At 42.8% G+C, this 18,364-nt stretch carries 11 protein-coding genes; 8 read left to right on the plus strand and 3 right to left on the minus strand.

Features of this window, described 5'->3' with window-relative positions; genetic code table 11:
• Positions 1-22 precede the first annotated feature (22 nt).
• The 5 genes from ACFQ1X_RS10510 to ACFQ1X_RS10530 all read left to right on the plus strand — a co-directional run bounded on the left by ACFQ1X_RS10510 (position 23) and on the right by ACFQ1X_RS10530 (position 8,820).
• On the plus strand, positions 23-919 hold the full coding sequence (locus ACFQ1X_RS10510; protein WP_144840862.1) for a tyrosine-type recombinase/integrase: 897 nt from the start codon (positions 23-25) through the stop codon (positions 917-919).
• Between the two features lie 19 nt (positions 920-938).
• Entirely contained in the window at positions 939-1,664 is a 726-nt protein-coding gene (locus ACFQ1X_RS10515) for a hypothetical protein (RefSeq protein ID WP_144840861.1), read from the plus strand.
• Between the two features lie 570 nt (positions 1,665-2,234).
• On the plus strand, positions 2,235-4,289 hold the full coding sequence (locus tag ACFQ1X_RS10520) for an Ig-like domain-containing protein (protein ID WP_144840860.1): 2,055 nt from the start codon (positions 2,235-2,237) through the stop codon (positions 4,287-4,289).
• 646 nt (positions 4,290-4,935) lie between these two features.
• A complete protein-coding gene (locus ACFQ1X_RS10525) occupies positions 4,936-6,549 on the plus strand; it encodes a hypothetical protein (RefSeq protein WP_144840859.1) in 1,614 nt (537 codons plus the stop codon).
• A 327-nt stretch (positions 6,550-6,876) separates the two neighbouring features.
• Positions 6,877-8,820 carry a S8 family peptidase gene (locus ACFQ1X_RS10530; protein WP_144840858.1) on the plus strand — a complete coding sequence of 648 codons (1,944 nt, stop codon included), beginning with the start codon at positions 6,877-6,879 and terminating at the stop codon, positions 8,818-8,820.
• An 82-nt stretch (positions 8,821-8,902) separates the two neighbouring features.
• Here ACFQ1X_RS10530 and ACFQ1X_RS10535 read toward each other — a convergent pair whose 3' ends face one another.
• From ACFQ1X_RS10535 to ACFQ1X_RS10545, 3 genes are all read right to left on the minus strand, one after another.
• Entirely contained in the window at positions 8,903-10,912 is a 2,010-nt protein-coding gene (locus ACFQ1X_RS10535) for a glucosaminidase domain-containing protein (protein ID WP_144840857.1), read from the minus strand.
• Positions 10,913-10,972: 60 nt separating this feature from the next.
• Positions 10,973-12,841 carry an N-acetylmuramoyl-L-alanine amidase gene (locus tag ACFQ1X_RS10540; RefSeq protein ID WP_144840856.1) on the minus strand — a complete coding sequence of 623 codons (1,869 nt, stop codon included), beginning with the start codon at positions 12,839-12,841 and terminating at the stop codon, positions 10,973-10,975.
• A gap of 254 nt (positions 12,842-13,095) precedes the next feature.
• On the minus strand, positions 13,096-14,004 hold the full coding sequence (locus ACFQ1X_RS10545; RefSeq protein WP_144840855.1) for a C40 family peptidase: 909 nt from the start codon (positions 14,002-14,004) through the stop codon (positions 13,096-13,098).
• Positions 14,005-14,508: 504 nt separating this feature from the next.
• On the opposite strand from ACFQ1X_RS10545, the gene ACFQ1X_RS10550 reads away from it, so the two are divergent.
• The 3 genes from ACFQ1X_RS10550 to murJ are packed head-to-tail and all read left to right on the plus strand — an operon-like array spanning position 14,509 to position 18,234.
• Positions 14,509-15,660 carry a polysaccharide pyruvyl transferase family protein gene (locus ACFQ1X_RS10550; RefSeq protein ID WP_144840854.1) on the plus strand — a complete coding sequence of 384 codons (1,152 nt, stop codon included), beginning with the start codon at positions 14,509-14,511 and terminating at the stop codon, positions 15,658-15,660.
• A complete protein-coding gene (locus tag ACFQ1X_RS10555; protein WP_144840853.1) occupies positions 15,657-16,754 on the plus strand; it encodes a glycosyltransferase in 1,098 nt (365 codons plus the stop codon). The genes ACFQ1X_RS10550 and ACFQ1X_RS10555 overlap by 4 nt, the downstream gene beginning before the upstream one ends.
• Positions 16,747-18,234: a murein biosynthesis integral membrane protein MurJ gene (gene murJ, locus ACFQ1X_RS10560; RefSeq protein WP_144840852.1), complete on the plus strand. Its 1,488-nt coding sequence runs from the start codon at positions 16,747-16,749 to the stop codon at positions 18,232-18,234. The genes ACFQ1X_RS10555 and murJ overlap by 8 nt, the downstream gene beginning before the upstream one ends.
• Positions 18,235-18,364: the final 130 nt, after the last annotated feature.

An 18,364-nucleotide genomic window follows, 5' to 3' on the forward strand; every position in this document is an offset into this window, starting at 1 on the left:
CTTGTCCAGAGGAGGAAATGGCATGACAACAACCAGCATCGCACGACCCATGTATATGAATGAAGGCTTGGAACTTTTTGAAGAATGGCTGGCCGTTCGGGGAATGAGCCAGGAAACCCGGAGAGGGTACGCGATGGACAGCCGGCAGTTTGCGAAGTGGATGGGGCAGAAGTCCAACGCCCCGGTTCTGGTTCCCATGGTGACCGGCAACCATATCGAGGATTTCATCCGCTACTTAGTGGGGGAACGGAAGTGCATGCCCCGCTCCATCAACCGCAAGCTCAATACCCTATCGATGTTCTTCCAATGCATGAAGAAAAAGAAGGTCATAGAAGAAAGCCCGCTGGAGGACATTGAACGAATGAAAGTGCCCGACACGGAACGCACCTTTCTCACGCGGGATGAAGTGGAAGCGATCATCGGGGCCATCACGCATCCTGTCCTGCACTACTTTGCGCTGACCATGGCGTATTCCGGCATTCGGGTGAATGAGTGCATTCACTTAAAGCTGACGGATGTGAACTTTGACGAGCAGTCCATCCAAATCATCAATGGCAAAGGCGGGAAAAATCGTAAGGTGCCCATGAGTTCCCACTTAGCGGAACAGCTCCGCATCTACTTGAAGGAACATCGACCGCACACCGATTCGCTTTATTTCTTCGCGCTCAAGCGATCGGGCAGCGTGAGCACGCAATACGTGAACCGGATCTTGTTGGATGCCTGCCAAAAGGCAAACATTGAAAAGCACGTCACGAGTCACATTCTGCGGCACTCGTTTGCCAGTTACCTGGTTTCAAAGGATACCCATGTGGCGGTCATTCAGAAGTTACTCGGTCATGCGAGCCTGAAAACGACGTCCATCTATTTGCATGTCCAGCAAGACGATATGAAAGAAGCCATTGAACGAATCGATTTCTAAGAGAAGGAGTGGGGAAGAAATGGAAAACGTACTGGAAGATCCGCGCATCAAAGAAACCCTGACCCTGTTAGCCGAGGGGAAAACCAAAGAAGAAATTGCGCTTCACTTCAATCATAAGAACTGGAAAACGATCGACATGTATTTCAGGAGAAGGGGGTTCAAATGGGAAGAGGGGATGTATGTCCTTTCCCCCAAAAAGCAGCCAAATGCGCAGGTAGATGCCGCCGTCACCCAGACGAAAGCGGCGCAAATCATTCGGCAATTGGGGCAACAGTATGCCGATATTGAAGAGATCGCTCACAAGCAGGGCTTCAGAACAATCGAGGAACTGGGGGAATACATGAAGGGGAAAGGCTACATCTGGAATGGTGAGGAGAATACGTACGTTTACGATGAGCGAGCAAGGAAGGTGACTGGTTCGGACAAGCCACTGGAACGGACCGTTCTGCCCGCTGTTTCACAGGATGCAGGAGCGTATGGGGAGTTGCTGGCCTTTCTTGCCAAGCATCAGGACAAATTGGTCGATCTGCTGGAAACAAAAACGGATGCCACCTTGCCCCGGTACAAATTCAAAGGCACCAAAACCAACAAAACCCTGGGACTCACGACCACGGTCCAGGTGTTGCTGAATGATTACAGCAAGGAATTTAATGTTACTCAGCGAGATATTGTCGAAGTCGCACTGGCGGACTTCTTCAAACAGTACGGCTATGAAGAGCAACTGAATCAAATTACCATGGTGTAGCGGGTGTGCGGTGTCTAGCACCCCGCTTTTTTTTGAGCGTTGGCGCAGGTTTCCCGTAGCTCCCGCAACCCCGCTGAAAAAGAGGCCCCTTTATATAGAAGGAAACCTACAAAAAGAATTCCGAAAGGATGGGAAAAACACAGAGTAGGGTTAGGGGTTTTTCGAAACAATGGGAAAGCAAGAGTGTATAGGGTGAAGGAAGAGTTCTTTTATCAAAAACAGTTTTTTTTGACGGGGATGGCGGGAGAACGGGATCTTGAGCTGGTCATTTCGCATGTTCGTTTGGTTGGAGCGGGAAGGTACGGGAATGCGGGAGTCGGCTTTTTCTCATTCTTTTCTTTCTCTTTTTTTCACAGGCTCCCTTAGAATTGTTCTTTTTCCTCTCTTTTTTTCCTAAGCTTAGTTTTAGTCGAGCGCCGCAAACCCTTGGTGTACAAGGCTTTATGGAGATTTTATTTTCTGAAAAATACTGGTTAGAGTTGTGCGATTAACGGTACTACTGCTCGCGTAACTTTCGAATCTCCAGTAGCTGGCGAAGTTGATTTCAATAACTTCACAATTTCTGGTGGATTGACTGTAACAAAAGCGACTCTTCTTTCTGACAGAAAAACTGTCGAAGTTGAAGTTAACGAAGCGTTCACTCGCAACCAAGAGTACACATTGACTACAGCTAACTTCAGAGATGCTGATGGAGTAGCTTACCCAGCTTCTTCTGCTAAATTTTCTTGGGCTGTTGAAGATGGCGTAAAAGTTGCACTTGTTGATGGTTCACTAGTTGTAGGTGAAACTACTGGATTGACTGTTACTGATCAAGACGGAAAAGCAGTAACTGGCGCAACAGTAGCATTGACATCTTCAAACGCTAACATTGCAACAGTTTCTGGTACGACTGTTTCAACTGCTACAATTAATGCTATTGCTGCTGGTACAGCTGATGTTACAGCAACTGTCACTTTGGCAGACGGCGTTATTCTAACAAATACATTTAAAGTTTCTGTTGCAGAAGCTCCAAATGTTGTTGCTAACCAAGGTTTCACTTTGGTAGATGATGTTACAGATCTAACTGAAACTCCTCAAAACACTGTTGCTTTCACAAACTCTGCAAAAACAACTTCACTATTTGCTGGAGAGAGTAAAGAAGTAGCTATGTTTAACACTGTAAACAGTGATCCAGAAGAAGCTGCATACGAATTTGATGGTGCAACTGTACGCTCTTTGAACCCAATCATTGCTACAGCTAGCGTTACTGGGGACATCCTTACAATCAATGCAAATGCTGGTCAAACTGGAAAAGCTTCATTTGAAGTAACTCTTGCTGATAACACTAAACGTACGATTTCTGTAGATGTTAAAGCAGTTGCTGCATTGAAAGATATCAAAACTAGCGTAACTTCAGTTAAACTTTCTGATGAATCTGCTGCAGGTTCTGCACAAGAAGGTGTTAACCAAGAAACTGTAACTGTAAGCTCAGTTGATCAATATGGAGAAAACATTGAATTTGGTCCTACTGGTAAAGTAACTGTTACAAGTAACACTGAAGGATTAGTAATTGGTGGGACAGGTTCAAACAATGAACTTGCCTTCACTACAACAACTGCTGGTGACGATGCAACTGATGCTTTCACAATTACAACTACTAAAGATAAAGTTGTAAACGGAAAAGTAGAAGTGAAATACTTCAAAAATGCTACTGATGCTCAACCAGTTTCAACTAAAACAATTTCAGTAAACGTAGTGGACGTTGATCCTGCTGCAACTCCAGTTGCATTGGATGTAATTTCTGCATCTCAAATTGATGTAAACGCACCATATACAGCAACAGTTTCTGATACAGATGCTATCGATTTCGGATCTGCTGATGTTTACACATTGGATGCTAAAGGTAACCGTTTAGAAGAAGTAACAGCTACTGCATCATATGCTGGCTCAGATGATTATGTAGACGTTACAAATTCTGTTCTAGGATTCCAAGCGGTTGATGCATTAACATTACTAACTGCAAGTGACACTGTAGATGTTGAAGTTACAGCAGATGGTATTGTTAAAGTACTACCTATCAAGTACATGAACTCTGCAAGTGTTCCAGCTAGCGCGACTGTTACAACTAACCCTGTAACTGTTAAATTGGCTGCTGGAGATAACGAATTGACATTTGAAGAGCTAATCTTTGGTGCAATTGATTCTTCTCAGTTGGTTGAAGATACAGATCTTAGCGAGTACATTGCTGTAAGAAAAGCTGCTAAAAACGGCGGTTATATCTACAACAAATCACTTGTAACTGTTAAAGATGCTTCTGGAAAAGTTATTCCAACAGGTGTAAATGTTTACGGACTAAATGATACTGCAACTACAGGCAATATCTGGGCTGATGAATCTTCTGTATTCAGTTCTGTAAACTTCAATGCTGATTTCTCACTTGCTAACGTAGTGAAAACTGCAGGTGGAGATGTTACTCTAAGTGCAACTCCTGCATTGACTGATACAGTGGATGCTGCTCTTGCTGGCGACGCTGTTTCCTTCACTCTAGTTATCAAGTCTATCTACTCAGCTAGTCTTGATGCAAATGCTACAGACAACAACTTACTTGCTGCACCAGTTACTGTTAACGTAACTGTTACTAAATAAGTTGAACAACGGGTGGTAATCACCCTCATAATTCAGACACTTTTCGAAGAGTACATTGTTGATTGGGCTGAGTTGAGTGGAGAGAAGGACTTCGTGGAGATAAATCTCTGCGAGGTCTTTTTTCTTTTATTCGGTATAAATCCAATTTTAAAAAGATATTATAGTCATTTAGCAAAGAATGAGGCTCGAATTCCTTCTGGGGATTCGAGCTTTTTCTATTTGAGGAGGAGAAGAGAATGAAACAGTATACAGCAGGACAAGTAAGAGAAGAGGACGGAAAGAAAGTGCCCGCGAAACGTGTGAACATCGTCTCGTTGAAAGTGGATAAATTTCATTCCAAATAGTGAAAAATCCGGTCTTAACTTGGTGCAAGCAGAAAAAGTCTCCTTGATTGAGGCTTTTTTGCAATATCTCTCCAAGTTCTATTGCGTTTAAATTGCCTTTAAATTTCCTTAGTTTTTCTCCCGGCTGTTTTTACCATTATGATATAATATTCGGGTATCTTAATTCCCATGTCATGTTTTAACAACAGCTATAAAAGTGATGGATATTCGATCCAACAACTGACTGTCAAGGGGCAGCAGGGATATGGTATGCTTTAGTCAACTGGCCTTTTCAGGTCCCAGGTTTAAATTGGAGAAGAAAGATGAGTGATCAAATGTGGAAGAAGATAGTTGTTGCTGCCAGTCTATGCCTGGTTATAGCGGCACTCACAGTTGCGGCATTTGTTTTATTGAAAGATGATAAGCAAGTTTATACTGGAGAAAGTTTTAACATGTCTTTGTCTAAGCCGTTATTCATCAGTGTGAAAGAAGCGGAAGTTACAGAACGATCGATTGAAAACGTAGAAGATATTATACATACAAGCGAGCTCAGTTTGCTCGGTTTTGACATTGGTACATATGAACTGACGGAACGGACGCTTGGGAATGGCACGCAGTTTATTTTTGAACGTTTTACGAATGACAGTACTTTTGCATTGCCATTGGCGACGGCAGTTACTGGGCTTGGAGAAACCGATTACAAAGATTGGAATCCGGTCGTAGTGGAACATGAATATCATAAGGATTTCGGAACGGATCCGACAGTCAATCCGTTTGGTAAAGTGGAATATGACGGCGGAGAAATTTTACAGGGCAATGTCTATATTTCAACTCAAATGGAAATGGAATATGAAAATGGCGATTCAAGTTACGTGCGTGAATTGCAGGAAGAAGTTCGTAATGTTGAATTGCAGGATGATTCGATTGAAAAGTCATTCTGGCTGCAGAAAAACGAGATTGCTGAATCGTGGCTTTTAGTATCAGAAGAAGCATTATTTGATTCGGCTGAAGTTGAAGATGACTGGATCGACTATGCTCTGCACAATCAGACTCAACAGTTGAACTGGTTGACTTCGGACGGCCCTTATACGAAATTGCCGCATTCGATCGAACCTTATACACCACTTGGTTATGGCCGGTCGATAGGGCGTTTTGAAGATAATGTTTCTTTAAGGTGGAACACGAATACTCCTTCCATTTTTTTTGAATCAATGATCTTGAATTCGAGATCGAATCTCATCAATTATTTCGATGAATATGATGGTACACGCTGGCCGACTGAATATACAAGTACATGGCTTAAAGATCAATACGACATCACTGCATCATATGTGGATACGCGCTTTAACGAATATGTTGCTTTTTACTTGGATCATACTGCAGAACTTTATGATGAAGATATAGAGCAGGAAGAGTTTGCAGTCGAAGTATATGCTGATTATTTGTTGAGCCGCATTGAGGTGGGGGAAACGATTGAGGCGGGCGAGGGCTTTTTGATTGTTGATTATTTCGATGAAGATCCTGAAACGCCGATTACCCATGCTTCTTTGAACCATGAATTGGGTGGCTTGAAAATCCTCTTGGCTGCGTATGGCAACTCTAAGGAAGATAAATATCTGGATGCAGCCAATAAGGTTGTTACAGGAATCGAGTATTTTGGACAGCGTGACGGTGGCTGGATTCGCGACACTGGTGATTTATGGTACCAAGTGAGTCCGGATGGCACGTTCGATGGCAAAGACTATCCGCATCTGACACTTATTGACTTGCTCGAAACACAAGCGTTGTTTGAAGAACTCGGCATGGAGCAAAATGATTATTTTAATGAGATGATCGATTCCAAATTGGATTATGTGAAGTCGGAAGACATTCAACTGAATGATAAAGCGATCGAATTATTGCAGGAAAGAAATATCAGTTACCTCGAAGCGTCATAATACTTCACAGAGAAAACTCTCTGTGAAGTTTTTTTATCAATAATTTAAGTACAGGATTACAGAACTCCTTAGCCAACGGAATTCCCTAATTTGCAGCGTTTTGATAATATTTAAGGAATAACTTTAAATTTCAGAGTAAATTCATTGAATAAGGTCTTTAAGTTGTATAGATGGTTCAAACCACCCTGTAATCGTCTTTCTTTGCCATGTTATAATAGACTGAAAGTCAGATAACATTTAACCCCAGCTTCCCGTTTTTAAGCATAATTCATACATAAATAGGGTATAAAATACTTACAAACTAATTAGCATAGCGGGGTGGAACAGGTGAAGAAAGTTTTTGGACTGGTTTTTTCTATAGTCATAGCAATGGGACTGCATATAACGGTTTTGGCGGAAGATCCTGAAATGCAGCGGTTTATTGTCATTTTTGAAGAAGGCGGCGACCTCGGGGCCATTCAAGAAATGGATGGCGTTGTGACGGATACATACGATTATATAAATGCAGTGTCTATAATGGCGACAGAAGACTCAATCAGGCAATTGAAAGCCTCGGATAATGTGGCGCACGTCGAAAGAGATATCCTGGTTGAATCTAGTATTCAACAGATTGGGTGGGGCATCCCTCATATCGGAACCCCTTTATCCTGGCATACGGGTTATACAGGAAAGAATGTGAAAATTGGAATCATCGATTCCGGCGTTGCGGACCATCCTGATTTAAAGCTTGCAGGCGGGGTGTCAATCGTAGGCTATACAAAGTCCCATGCAGATGACAGCGGTCACGGTACGCATATCGCAGGGATCATAGGAGCTTTGGATAATAACATCGGCATAAAAGGGATTGCTTCCGGTGCCAGTCTCTACGCCATCAAAGTTTTTAATAAAAATAACGAGGCTTATTTGACAGATGTCATTAAAGGCATCGAATGGGCGATCGCCAATGATATGGACATCATTAACTTGAGTCTTGGCGTAACAGATGATTCAGAAGCTTTCAAACAGATCATCCAAAAAGCTTATGCGAAGGATATGATCCTGGTTGCGGCAGCAGGCAATGGGGGACTTTCAAATCCAACAGGGGACCTCGTGGAATATCCTGCCCGATACAAAGAAGTCATTGCAGTGGCTGCTGTTGACGAATTATTAAAACGTGCGCATTTTTCAGCTGCCGGGCCTGCGGTTGATATTGCAGCACCAGGCGTTGCGATTTACAGCACATATTTGAACAAAAGCTATTCAAAAATGAGTGGAACATCGATGGGTGCCCCTTATATTGTCGGCCAGGCTGCCCTTATAAAAGAAGCTTATCCATCTTTATCGAACGAACAGGTGCGTTCTGTTCTTTTTGAAAATGCACTGGATTTAGGCGCAAAAGGATTAGATCCCATCTTTGGTGTTGGGCTGGTTCAAGCGGCCGCCTATGATATGCCGGCATTCGGAAAGACCGCCGCTTTGAATCCGGGTGAATCCCTTCAAATTGATAAACCGTCCATCTTCGGAATTGAAGGGCTGGCTAAAAATACCAAAGCCATTATAGGTTTGAAAAATGGCAAGAATGTGGATATAAGCGCACATGCGGTTTGGAAATCTGACAATGAAAGAATTGCGAAAGTTTCAAAAGGGCGCGTCACTTTCATTGCCGAAGGAAGTGCAAAAATTACAGCCAGCTACGGAAATCTGACAGCAGAGATGGCTGTGGCTGTTGAAAAAGGCACTACAGTATTGGCGCCGTTTAAAGATGTTACCCCGGAACATTGGGCATACGATGAGATTCGGGAAATGTCCTATAAAGGAGTCATTACCGGCTACACAGAAATAGAAAAATTCGAACCGTTGCAGCGGATCCGGCGGGAACATGTTGCGGTTATCCTGGACCGCGCCATGCCATTACCGGTTAAACAAGAATATACACCTTTCCCGGATATCAATGAAAACCACCATTATTTCAAAGCCATTAAAGCGGTCCAGCAAGCTGGGATTTTCAGTGGCAACGAAGTAGGCTTTGCTCCTAAAGATGATTTATCGCGTGCACAAATGGCGAAAATATTGGTGCTGGCTTTCGATTTGGAAGCGGAGGGCCAGCATCCTTTCCCTGATGTGCCGGAAAACCATTGGGCGAATGATTATGTTTCGATTCTTTATCAGACAGGAATTACGACTGGATCAGAAGGGGAATTTAAGCTGGATGACAAAGTGACGCGAGCCCATTTTGCCACCTTTATGTCCCGCGCTTTTGAATGGCAGGCAATTCAAAATAAGGAAGAATGAAAACCCAAAAAGAGACGACCCGCGAATTGCGGGCCGTCTCTTTTTGGGTTTATCTTAACTACGGTATTTCGTGATTGAAGAATCAATTAATCTTCGTTATCAAATCTGAACGAATCCACGCAACGCCATTATTTTTGTCGTCGTTTGGATTTAAATCGGAAATCACTTTGTACCAGATATGGTTATCGGAGGCCATTTGTTCGCCGGTGATAATGACAGGGTAGCCAAGCGAGTTGTCAATCCCCAGGTCTGTGCGTGTATATTGGTAAAGTTTGTCCCCGAGCGGTTGATCACGGACATTAGTCATTGGTGTGTTCGTGAGTCCCAGCTGGTATTTGTTGATGTCTTTTTTGCCAAGTGCCAAGTCGACTCGGAACATATGACCTGCGATTTTCGATCCCCATGTCGGGTCAGATGCATATTTCACGTTGAAGCCGGATGTTTTATTGCCCGGTGCCGCACCGTTTGCATAAAGGCCGAGCGGATTTGCGTAATTGGTGTTCATGTATCTGAGAGCGAAAGCTTCGATGCTATTTTCAGGCGCGTTGTATATTTCGCCGGCATCCGGATTACTGTCGAACACTTTGATGCCGAAAAGGTTGTTTTTCGTTTGAGCGTTGGCGCTCATTCCATAGGCACTTTCATGCATAGCCGCAGCCAATATGAATAGGGCATTGACGTTGTATTTGTTCTGCGTTTCTATCAAATATTTTCCTTTGCCGATCAATTTTGATTTATTGACAGCATCTTTATACGTGGCATTTTTGTTGTTCAGTTCATTGAGGCGGACCATGATAAATTTATCAAGCTCGTCTGCAGTGTAACTTGTTTTGGATCGGACTGATTGGTATTGGAAATACGGGTAGTGCTGGAACAGTGTCTTGCCTGCCGCGTCAGAGAAGTTCACTCCGTCGTAGCTGTAATGTTTGGCACCTTGTACCATTTCTGCAGGTGCGGGACCGATTGAGTGCGTCGCACCGGATTTAGTAACATAGTTGTATTGATAATGCTCCAGTGTGCCCCACTGGTTTTTTATATAATAATCACGGTTTGTAATCATGTCGTAAGGCACAAAATTCACTTCGTCCTGCTTGACGTAGCCGATGGTTCCACCGGCCTGCACTTTCACATAGTCATCGTTCGAGCTGATATATCGCAGCTCGCGCCCATGTTCGATGTATGTAGCCTGTTTTGTGAAGCTCGTATCATAGTAGACGGTCGTGACTTGTTTTACGCCATTTCTCACTGAATCTCCGTAAACAACACCGCTTTTGATCTTGATAATATCATTTCCTTTGATAATAGCTTTGGCTGTCGACGTGCTGTCGAAAGAAGCGGCAGCGGTTTCGTAGTTTTTATGGCTATATTCCTGCTTCACCATTTTACCGTCAACTACATAACCAAGATAATACAGTGTATCTTCAACCGGGGTTTCAGGTTCATCCGGCTCTTCCGGAGCAGGTCGCTCACCTTTGGCAGCAGCCAATAAACGGGAAGTGACAGAAGCTGCGTGACCTCGGGTTGCATTTTCGAAAGGTCGGAAATAAACTTTACCGTTGATGGTGGTACCGCGGAAAATGTCAAAGGCCACATTCGTGCTGATGGCGTCCTGGTAATCCTTTATAACGGAAGACAGGTCTGCAAAATCCAACTGTGCCGATTTATCTTCCATTTGTAAATAAACCATGGCCCGCTTTACCACTACTGCCATGTGCACACGGGAGATAGGGTCGTCGGATTTAAATGAGCCATCAAGATAGCCCGTCACCAGTCCGACGTTAGCAGCAGCCAAAACTTCGTGATAGACACCAGATCTTTCAGTGAGATCTGTGAAACTGATACCTTCCGGAGCGGGTTCTAAATTCAATGCGCGGGTGAGTAGTGCAGAGAATTGACCGCGTGTTATTTCTGCTTTCGGCTTGTAAATATCATTGCCGTAACCTTGCATAATGCCTAATGCAATCAATTCACGGATTTCCTTTTCGTGCGTATTGCCGGTAATATCATCCGCGGCCGCAGCTGACTGGGCGAAAGGAGCCAACAGTAAAGCGAATACCAGGAGAGCCGTAAAAATCCTTAATCTGGTTGTCATATGAAAACTCCTTTTTCAAAAAAAATTTCCCTACCGGATTTTAAGCCGGCAGGAATTTGATTATGGTGCTGAATAATATTCGATAAGTCCGTCATAAATTGCTTGGGCATACTTATCCAAGTAAGCGGAGCTTGTCAATTTGGCAAAGTCGGGAGAGTGAGTTAAAAACCCAAGCTCGACAAGAACAGCAGGAATGTCCTGGTTTCTGATGACATGGAAATTCCCGTCAGCTACCCGGCGATAATACATATCTGCATATTGAACGATTTTGTTCTGGATATCTAAAGCCAAATACCTACTTTCAAGTGCATTGTCATTCTGTGAATTGTAAAAGACTTCCGATCCTTTAGCGTTAGGGTTACTGAAAGCATTCACATGGACACTGACGAAAACTTCGGCATAACTTTGTCTGGCAAAGTCAACACGGTCTTGCAATGAAGGAAATACGTCCGTTTTTCTTGTCATCAGGACATTGGCTCCTGCTGCTTTAAGTTTTGTCTCTACGCGTTTCGAAACATCAAGTACAATATTCTTTTCAATTGCACCGTTTTTTGAAGCTCCAGGATCTTTTCCGCCATGGCCGGCATCAATTACAATGATACGGTTTTTCAATATATGTCCGGTATTGTTCAGTAGTTTTAAATAAGATTTATGGGCATAACCCGTAACTGAGCCATATTTGATCTTCGCCCAGTATCCGTCAAGGGACTGGACAGTCACTTTATCACCAATTTTAAGTTTTCCTACAATGGCAGAAGAGGCATTTGCCTGGCTGCGCACATTTAAGGAATCGACGGTCACTTTGCCTGACAGAGTGCTGACAGGAACTGGAGTCACAGGCTTTGTCGCTTCATAATTCACAGTATAGGCTTTGCTGATGTAAGCGGGTAAACCATTGTATAAAACGAGATACCAGCCATTTTTTTCTCCATGAACTTCAATAATTTCATTGCGTTTAAAACTCCCGACCAACGTACCGGTGTAATGTGGTGTAGTGCGGGCATTTAAGGAATCAGTATTAATTTTCACGAAATGAGTGGCAAGTCCGACTGGATTAGAGTCGGCATCAAGAAAATCGATGAACTTTTTATGGACAAAAGCGGGGCGAGTCAAATATCTGATCTCCACCCATTCACCATGATCTTTAATGATTGATACAGCTTCGCCCGCCTTTAATGTGCCAATGATTGCAGATGAATCGGAAGCACTTGAGCGGATATTCAATACATCGCCCGGATAATCAAGTTTTATGACTTTTCCTTTAGCGATTTCAGTTTGAGAAAAAGCTTTTACGGGTAAAGTGTATTTAGAAGAAAGCGCGCGTGCAAGCAACATTGAAAATTGAGCACGGGATAATGAATCGGAAATCATGAATTCCCCCTGATCTCCCCGGGTAATTCCTTTATAGTATAATCCGTTGATTTTTGGAGAATACTCATGGTCTAAAGGGACATCGCTGAATGCCAATGGCTTGTCGAGTGTAACAGCTTGCTCAATATTAAAGGCATTGGCAAGGACTTTACTCATTTGCCCTCTCTTCAGAGGTTCATTCGGTTTAAATGTCTTATCTGGATAGCCTGAAAAGTATCCTAGTTTAACCGCCTTGCTGATGTAAGAATAGGCTTCTAAATTTTTGTTTACATCTGAGAACGAAACAGCTGATCCTTGGATGTTCTCATTTCCTGTTGCGATTACCAGCATTTTAGCGGCTTGAGCTCTTGTTACTGCATTTTGCGGTTTAAAGAGGTGTTTTCCGTTTTCCTGGTATCCTTTAATTATTCCGAGACCATGTATGTAAGCAACTTCCTCGGCGAATTCGTCTTTGGCAGAAACGTCGGTGAACACAATATTTGCGCTTACCGATGATGCTGTAGAGAAAAATACTCCCCCGGAAAGCAAGAAAACTAAAAGAATGCAAACTTTTCTCATTATTACTATTACCTCCCAAATATCTGTCTAATAAGATAATAACAATATTACTAAGCAATTACTATCATACATTTCTCCTCCTTATTACCCGAAAAAAAAACCGTTTACAATAATCCTGTGTAAAAAGGCTTGGGATATACCGGTTTCTTATTTGTAGAAAATTGTAAAAAACATCAAGGTCTACTTTAGAAGAGCATGAGTTCAATTTCTTGTAATAAAAAAACCTTTTCCCGATGCGGGAAAAGGTTTTTTTATTAGTTTGCACGATCCATGAACTTGCCGAATTGCACTTTTGTTACATTTTCTTGTAATCCGTATGTGCCTTTTTTAGAGCCTGTTGTATAGCCGGTTGTAATTCCATTGGAGTAAAGAGTTGAAATATAATCACTTGCCCAGTGGCTCGAACTTACATCTGTAAAGTTTGGATTCTTTTGCCCATTTAATTTATAAGCTTCGACTAAAACTTTGGCCATGTGTGCACGTGTTAATTTGTTGTTCGGATTAAACTTGCCGTCTGAACCAGTAAAAATTCCTGCTTCATACATGGCATTGATGTATTTGATCTTCGGGTGTGTTGAATAGATATCTGAGAAATACGTTCCATTATAAGAACTTGATAGACCTAACTCTTTCGCGATTGTTTCTGCAATCTCAAGTCGTGATACATACATATCAGAGTTGGTAGCGGGTGCTGCGGTTGTAGTAACTTGTGAAGCTGAGAAATCCTTAACGCGTTTTGCGCCGATGTATTTGCTTCCCCAATAATAAGGATCGTTGATGGATGATACCATTACGCCTTTGCTTGATGACGTATGGATAAAGTTATTGCTGCCGACGTAGATGCCGGCATGTGAAACGCCTCTACCGGTAGTATTGAAGAAAACAAGATCACCGACTTGCAGATTGCTTTTCGAAACCGCAGTTCCGGTAGCGTACATTTGACTCGTAGTTCTTGGGAGTGAAACTCCGTTTTTCGCGAATACGTATTGAATATATCCTGAGCAGTCAAAACCGGATGGAGATGTTCCAGCCCATTTATATGGTGTTCCGACAAATTGTTGTGCTGTAGATACTAATTGATTTGAAGTTGAAGCTTCAGTGGCAGTTGGCAAGGTTGGAAGTATCAGGAAGATCGCTATTAACGAGATTATCAGGCGTTTCATACTTTTACATTTCCCCTTAAAATTTATTGTATTTTTTTAACTAAATTTCCTGTTTGAATCATAGCATAATTGGGTATGGCATTAAGTTACATTTGTGTAACAAAACAATTACGCTCTGAAACAAACTTGATTTAGAGTTGCTGTAATACGTTTTTCATTCCTTTGAAATAATTTAAAATTAGTGAAATTTAACTGTTGACCACGTATAGAATGTGCAAAATCACACAATATTGACTAAGCAGATTGGAGTTGTCATCAGTTTTAAATCGGTAAATCAATCAAGTTCCTTCTATATAATATAAAAGTGCTAAAAATCTACTGTATTTCAGGGGTGAAATTACATATTTTCTGAAATTCAGATCCAATTCAATAGGGTGTCCGATCAGTTTCAAATATAAATGGTCTAGAGCAAGAGGCCCATATTGTGGCACGCGCTTTCCACATGTGAGACAATGTGATATATTGTTAAAATAATAATGGGTATGCTAAAGGAAGATTTAGATAATGAAAATTGGTATCGTAGGAAACTATGGAAATAATAATAATGGCGATGAAGCGATTTTAGCTGGAATTATAAAGCAGCTTCTGGAATTCTATAATATTCCAAAAGAGAATATTGTTGTCTTCTCTAACAATCCACCCCAGACCTCCAATCGGTTCGGCGTTGATTCATCTCCTCTATACTACAAAAGGTCATCAGCGACACTGACGTTTATCGAGACCATCAAAATGAACTCTCCATTGATACGGGAACTCGACTTCCTCATAATCGGCGGCGGAGGTATTTTAATGGACTTTTATAATAGGGAAGCCCAGCTCTATGGCTCTTATGGAATTATGGCCAAATGGGCGAAGATACCATACATAATTTACAGTTGCGGGGCTGGTCCGTTGAACTCGACTATCGGCAAATGGTTCATCAGACAATTGGCAGGCAATGCCAGAAGCGTATCTGTACGGGATCCGATTTCCCGCAAATTATTGAAGTCGATTGGTGTGAAACGCAGTATTGAAGTGGTCGGCGATCCGTCCTTCGCTCTGCTGCCGGTAAAAACCAAAGAGCCGACTTCATCTATAAAGAAAGTCGGCGTCACTGTGGTTCCATATTACAATTTGGCTTATTGGCCGGAAGCGGATGACATCAAATATGATAATTATGTGCAAAGCATGGCCACCAACCTTGATGCTTTAGTAGAAGATCATGGGGTGGAACTGACTTTCTTCTCGACAAAATATCCGCATGATGTGGACGTAACCGTGGATGTTTACAAACGCATGGAGCACAAGACGAAAGTAACGATAAACCGCGACAACCTTACACCTCAGGAATTGATTGAAATAAGTGCGGAGCAGGACCTGGTGATCGGCACACGTCTGCATTCCGTTTATCTGGCAGTGAATGCACAAACACCTGTCGTGGCAATCGCTTATCATCACAAAGTCCGGGATTTCATGAACATGGTGGAGCTCAGCGATAATTGTGTGAGAATTGAAGATCTGATCAAAGACGACGCAATCCTGTCGCAGAAGATTAATGCGATTAAACCGGTTTGGCGGGAAACCAACGTCCGCTCTGTAGAATTGGCCACCCAAATGAAAGAAAAAACGAAATTGGGCTTTGAACAATTCATTCCGAATTTAAAGGAGAAACTATGAAACAGATTCTTGTTGCGAGTAACATGTTTCCCTCTGCACAGCACCCCACTTATGGGATTTTCGTAAAGAACCAGGTGGAATTGCTCCGGAAAAATGGAGTGGATGTGGCGGTTATCGCCAATTCCAATCCGAATAAAGGCAAGTTGAACCTGCTGCGGAAATATGGCAGCTGGTTCCTGAAATACATTCAGCACACAGCAGTGAACCGCAAAGGTATTTCGGCGGTTCATGCCCACTATATTTTTCCCACAGGAATTCTGGCGTTGCTGTCGAAAAAAATCTGGAACATCCCCTACGCTGTAACGGCTCATGGCGGTGATTTGGATCAGATGCCGAACAAGAGCCCTTTAATCCGCAAACTGACTGCTTTGATTCTCAAAAATGCAGATGAGGTCATCGTGGTCGGTGAAGGGTTGAAGGAAAACGTGCAGGCGTTGCAGGAAGTGCCTGAAAACAGGCTTCATGTCATCAGCATGGGTGTTGATACCGATACTTTTAAGCCGTTGGCAAAAGAGGGTTTGGCAGTGACGATTTCTGCAACTGAAAATCCGGCTGTTTTATATGTAGGGAATATCATACGTGCGAAAGGGCTGCTTGAACTGGTGGAAGCCTTCAAGCTCGTCCAGGATCAATTTCCAACGGCTTCACTCAATCTGATCGGTTCCCGCAAAGATGCAAACTTCACGGAACAATTGAAAAATAAAATCAGTGATTTGCAATTGGAATCGGTCCACTTCATCGACCCCCAGCCTCAGGAACAGATTAATCAGTGGATGAACGCTTCCGACATATTGGTGCTGCCTTCTCATATCGAAGGTTTCGGGCTTGTTGCGTTGGAAGGCATGGCTGCCGGTATCCCTGTCGTTGGATCGGAAGTGGGGGGACTGAAATATCTTCTCGCTGAAAAACGCGGAGTGTTATTTGAAAAAGGCAATCACGACATGCTGGCGGACAGCATCAAAGCCGTTCTGGTTAATAAGGAAGAATTAATAGATGAAGAAAAAATCCGGAATACTGTAGAAGAGCATTCGTTCAACACAATCGTTGCCAAACTTCTGCGGATCTATAAAGGGATGGGTTCTTCAAATGACTAAGATAAATATTTTAAAAGCGATTGGGACTGTAACGGTTATCAACATTTTGGCCAGGTTACTCGGTTTTATGCGCGAATTGGCGATAGGATACCAATTCGGCACGAGTGACGTGGCTGATTTGATAATTACCGTTTATACAGTACCCAATTTTTTGTATATTGTCGTAGGCGGAGCAGTTACTACCGCATTCATCTCCATCTATATGTCCGTCACAGAAGACAAGGAGCTGTTTCTCGGAAATTCATTGAAATTCATCGGCACTGTGGCTTTCATCCTGACGACGGGTGCCTTTGCTGTCCTTTGGATTTTCCGCGGTTACCTTTTCAGTGGTTACATAGAAGAACACGGTACACTTTTGAACGGTTTGCTGCTGTGGATGATTCCGTCAACTTTCTTCCTCATCATTTCCACCTGGATGAACGGTTTGCTCAACAGCAGACAGAAATTCGGCATCTCCACATTCTCTTCATTAATCTATAACTTTATCTTTTTGGCCGCTGCCGTGGGGCTGAGTTTCGTAATCGGGCCAGTTGCCTATGGCATTGGTGCTTTTGCCGCTTCTGTTGTGATGATCTGGTACCTCAGCCGCTATGTGAAACTGAAAGAGATCCTGTCACCACTGAAAGGGCTGAAAATGACGCCGGAAATAAAACGGATGGCCTGGCTGGCTTTGCCGATTATTCTCGGGGGAGCAACCATTCAGTTCTATTTTTTGATCCACCGCTATTTTTCACTGCAACTGACAGACGGCTATGTTGCAGCAGTTAACTATGCTTCGAAATTGACTCAATTTCCTCAGGCGCTGCTGATGACCATTGTGACTACCGTTCTTTACCCGATGATTGCAAAAGGGGTAAAGAGGGGCGATCAGCTTTTTGTTTCTTCTGTTTACTTTCAGGGATTGCGCATGCTTGGTTTACTGCTCGTACCAGCAGCGATATTTTTATGGTTTTTTGGCACCGAATTGGTCGAAGTCATTTATGAGCATGGAAATTTTACAGCTCAGGCGACAGAAATGACAGCACCACTGTTGAAGATTTTCGGATTATCATTGTTCTTCATCTCAGCGAATATGTTCATTACACGTTTCTTTTATGCGAATGAAATATCCTTGACCCCCGTAATCATCAGTATTTCTTCCGTATTCGGTGTCAATGTACTCATCATCCTGGCATTCATCGGCCAATATGGAGCGTCGGCAATCGCCTGGGCAACGGTGATCAGCAGCATCTTCCAATTTTTACTTCTGCTGTTTTTCTCCATAAGGCTGCTGGGTTTGACTTCAGCGGAGAAGGCATGGCTCCTGAAAGATCTTGTTTTATTTGCCGGCATTCTTGCGGCAACGCTATTGTTCAGCATTTTTAATTCCTTGGAATCAGCTCTTCTGACGGTCTCGGGAGGCATTTTAATCCTGATCGTGACGTTTTTGTTAGGAATCCGCTTACTAAAAATTCGAATTAGGGAAATTCTTAACAAATAATTTACGCAGAATCGTCAGAATATATGATAAAATGAAAACGAATGGCTGTTATCCCGGTTTATACATATGTAATTTGACTCAAAGACTTTTACCCATTGGATTGTGTGGATAAGCGAGGGAGCTGCAGTTG

Origin of the sequence: Metaplanococcus flavidus, assembly GCF_042675885.1 — a bacterium.
Lineage (GTDB): Bacteria > Bacillota > Bacilli > Bacillales_A > Planococcaceae > Planococcus > Planococcus flavidus.

Excerpts from the sequence above, each read along its gene's own strand:
- ACFQ1X_RS10510 (WP_144840862.1), top strand. The coding sequence starts at position 23 with ATGACAACAACCAGCATCGCACGACCCATGTATATGAATGAAGGCTTG.
- ACFQ1X_RS10515 (WP_144840861.1), top strand. The coding sequence starts at position 939 with ATGGAAAACGTACTGGAAGATCCGCGCATCAAAGAAACCCTGACCCTG.
- ACFQ1X_RS10525 (WP_144840859.1), top strand. The coding sequence starts at position 4,936 with ATGAGTGATCAAATGTGGAAGAAGATAGTTGTTGCTGCCAGTCTATGC.
- ACFQ1X_RS10535 (WP_144840857.1), bottom strand. The coding sequence starts at position 10,912 with ATGACAACCAGATTAAGGATTTTTACGGCTCTCCTGGTATTCGCTTTA.
- ACFQ1X_RS10540 (WP_144840856.1), bottom strand. The coding sequence starts at position 12,841 with ATGAGAAAAGTTTGCATTCTTTTAGTTTTCTTGCTTTCCGGGGGAGTA.
- ACFQ1X_RS10545 (WP_144840855.1), bottom strand. The coding sequence starts at position 14,004 with ATGAAACGCCTGATAATCTCGTTAATAGCGATCTTCCTGATACTTCCA.
- ACFQ1X_RS10550 (WP_144840854.1), top strand. The coding sequence starts at position 14,509 with ATGAAAATTGGTATCGTAGGAAACTATGGAAATAATAATAATGGCGAT.
- ACFQ1X_RS10555 (WP_144840853.1), top strand. The coding sequence starts at position 15,657 with ATGAAACAGATTCTTGTTGCGAGTAACATGTTTCCCTCTGCACAGCAC.
- murJ (WP_144840852.1), top strand. The coding sequence starts at position 16,747 with ATGACTAAGATAAATATTTTAAAAGCGATTGGGACTGTAACGGTTATC.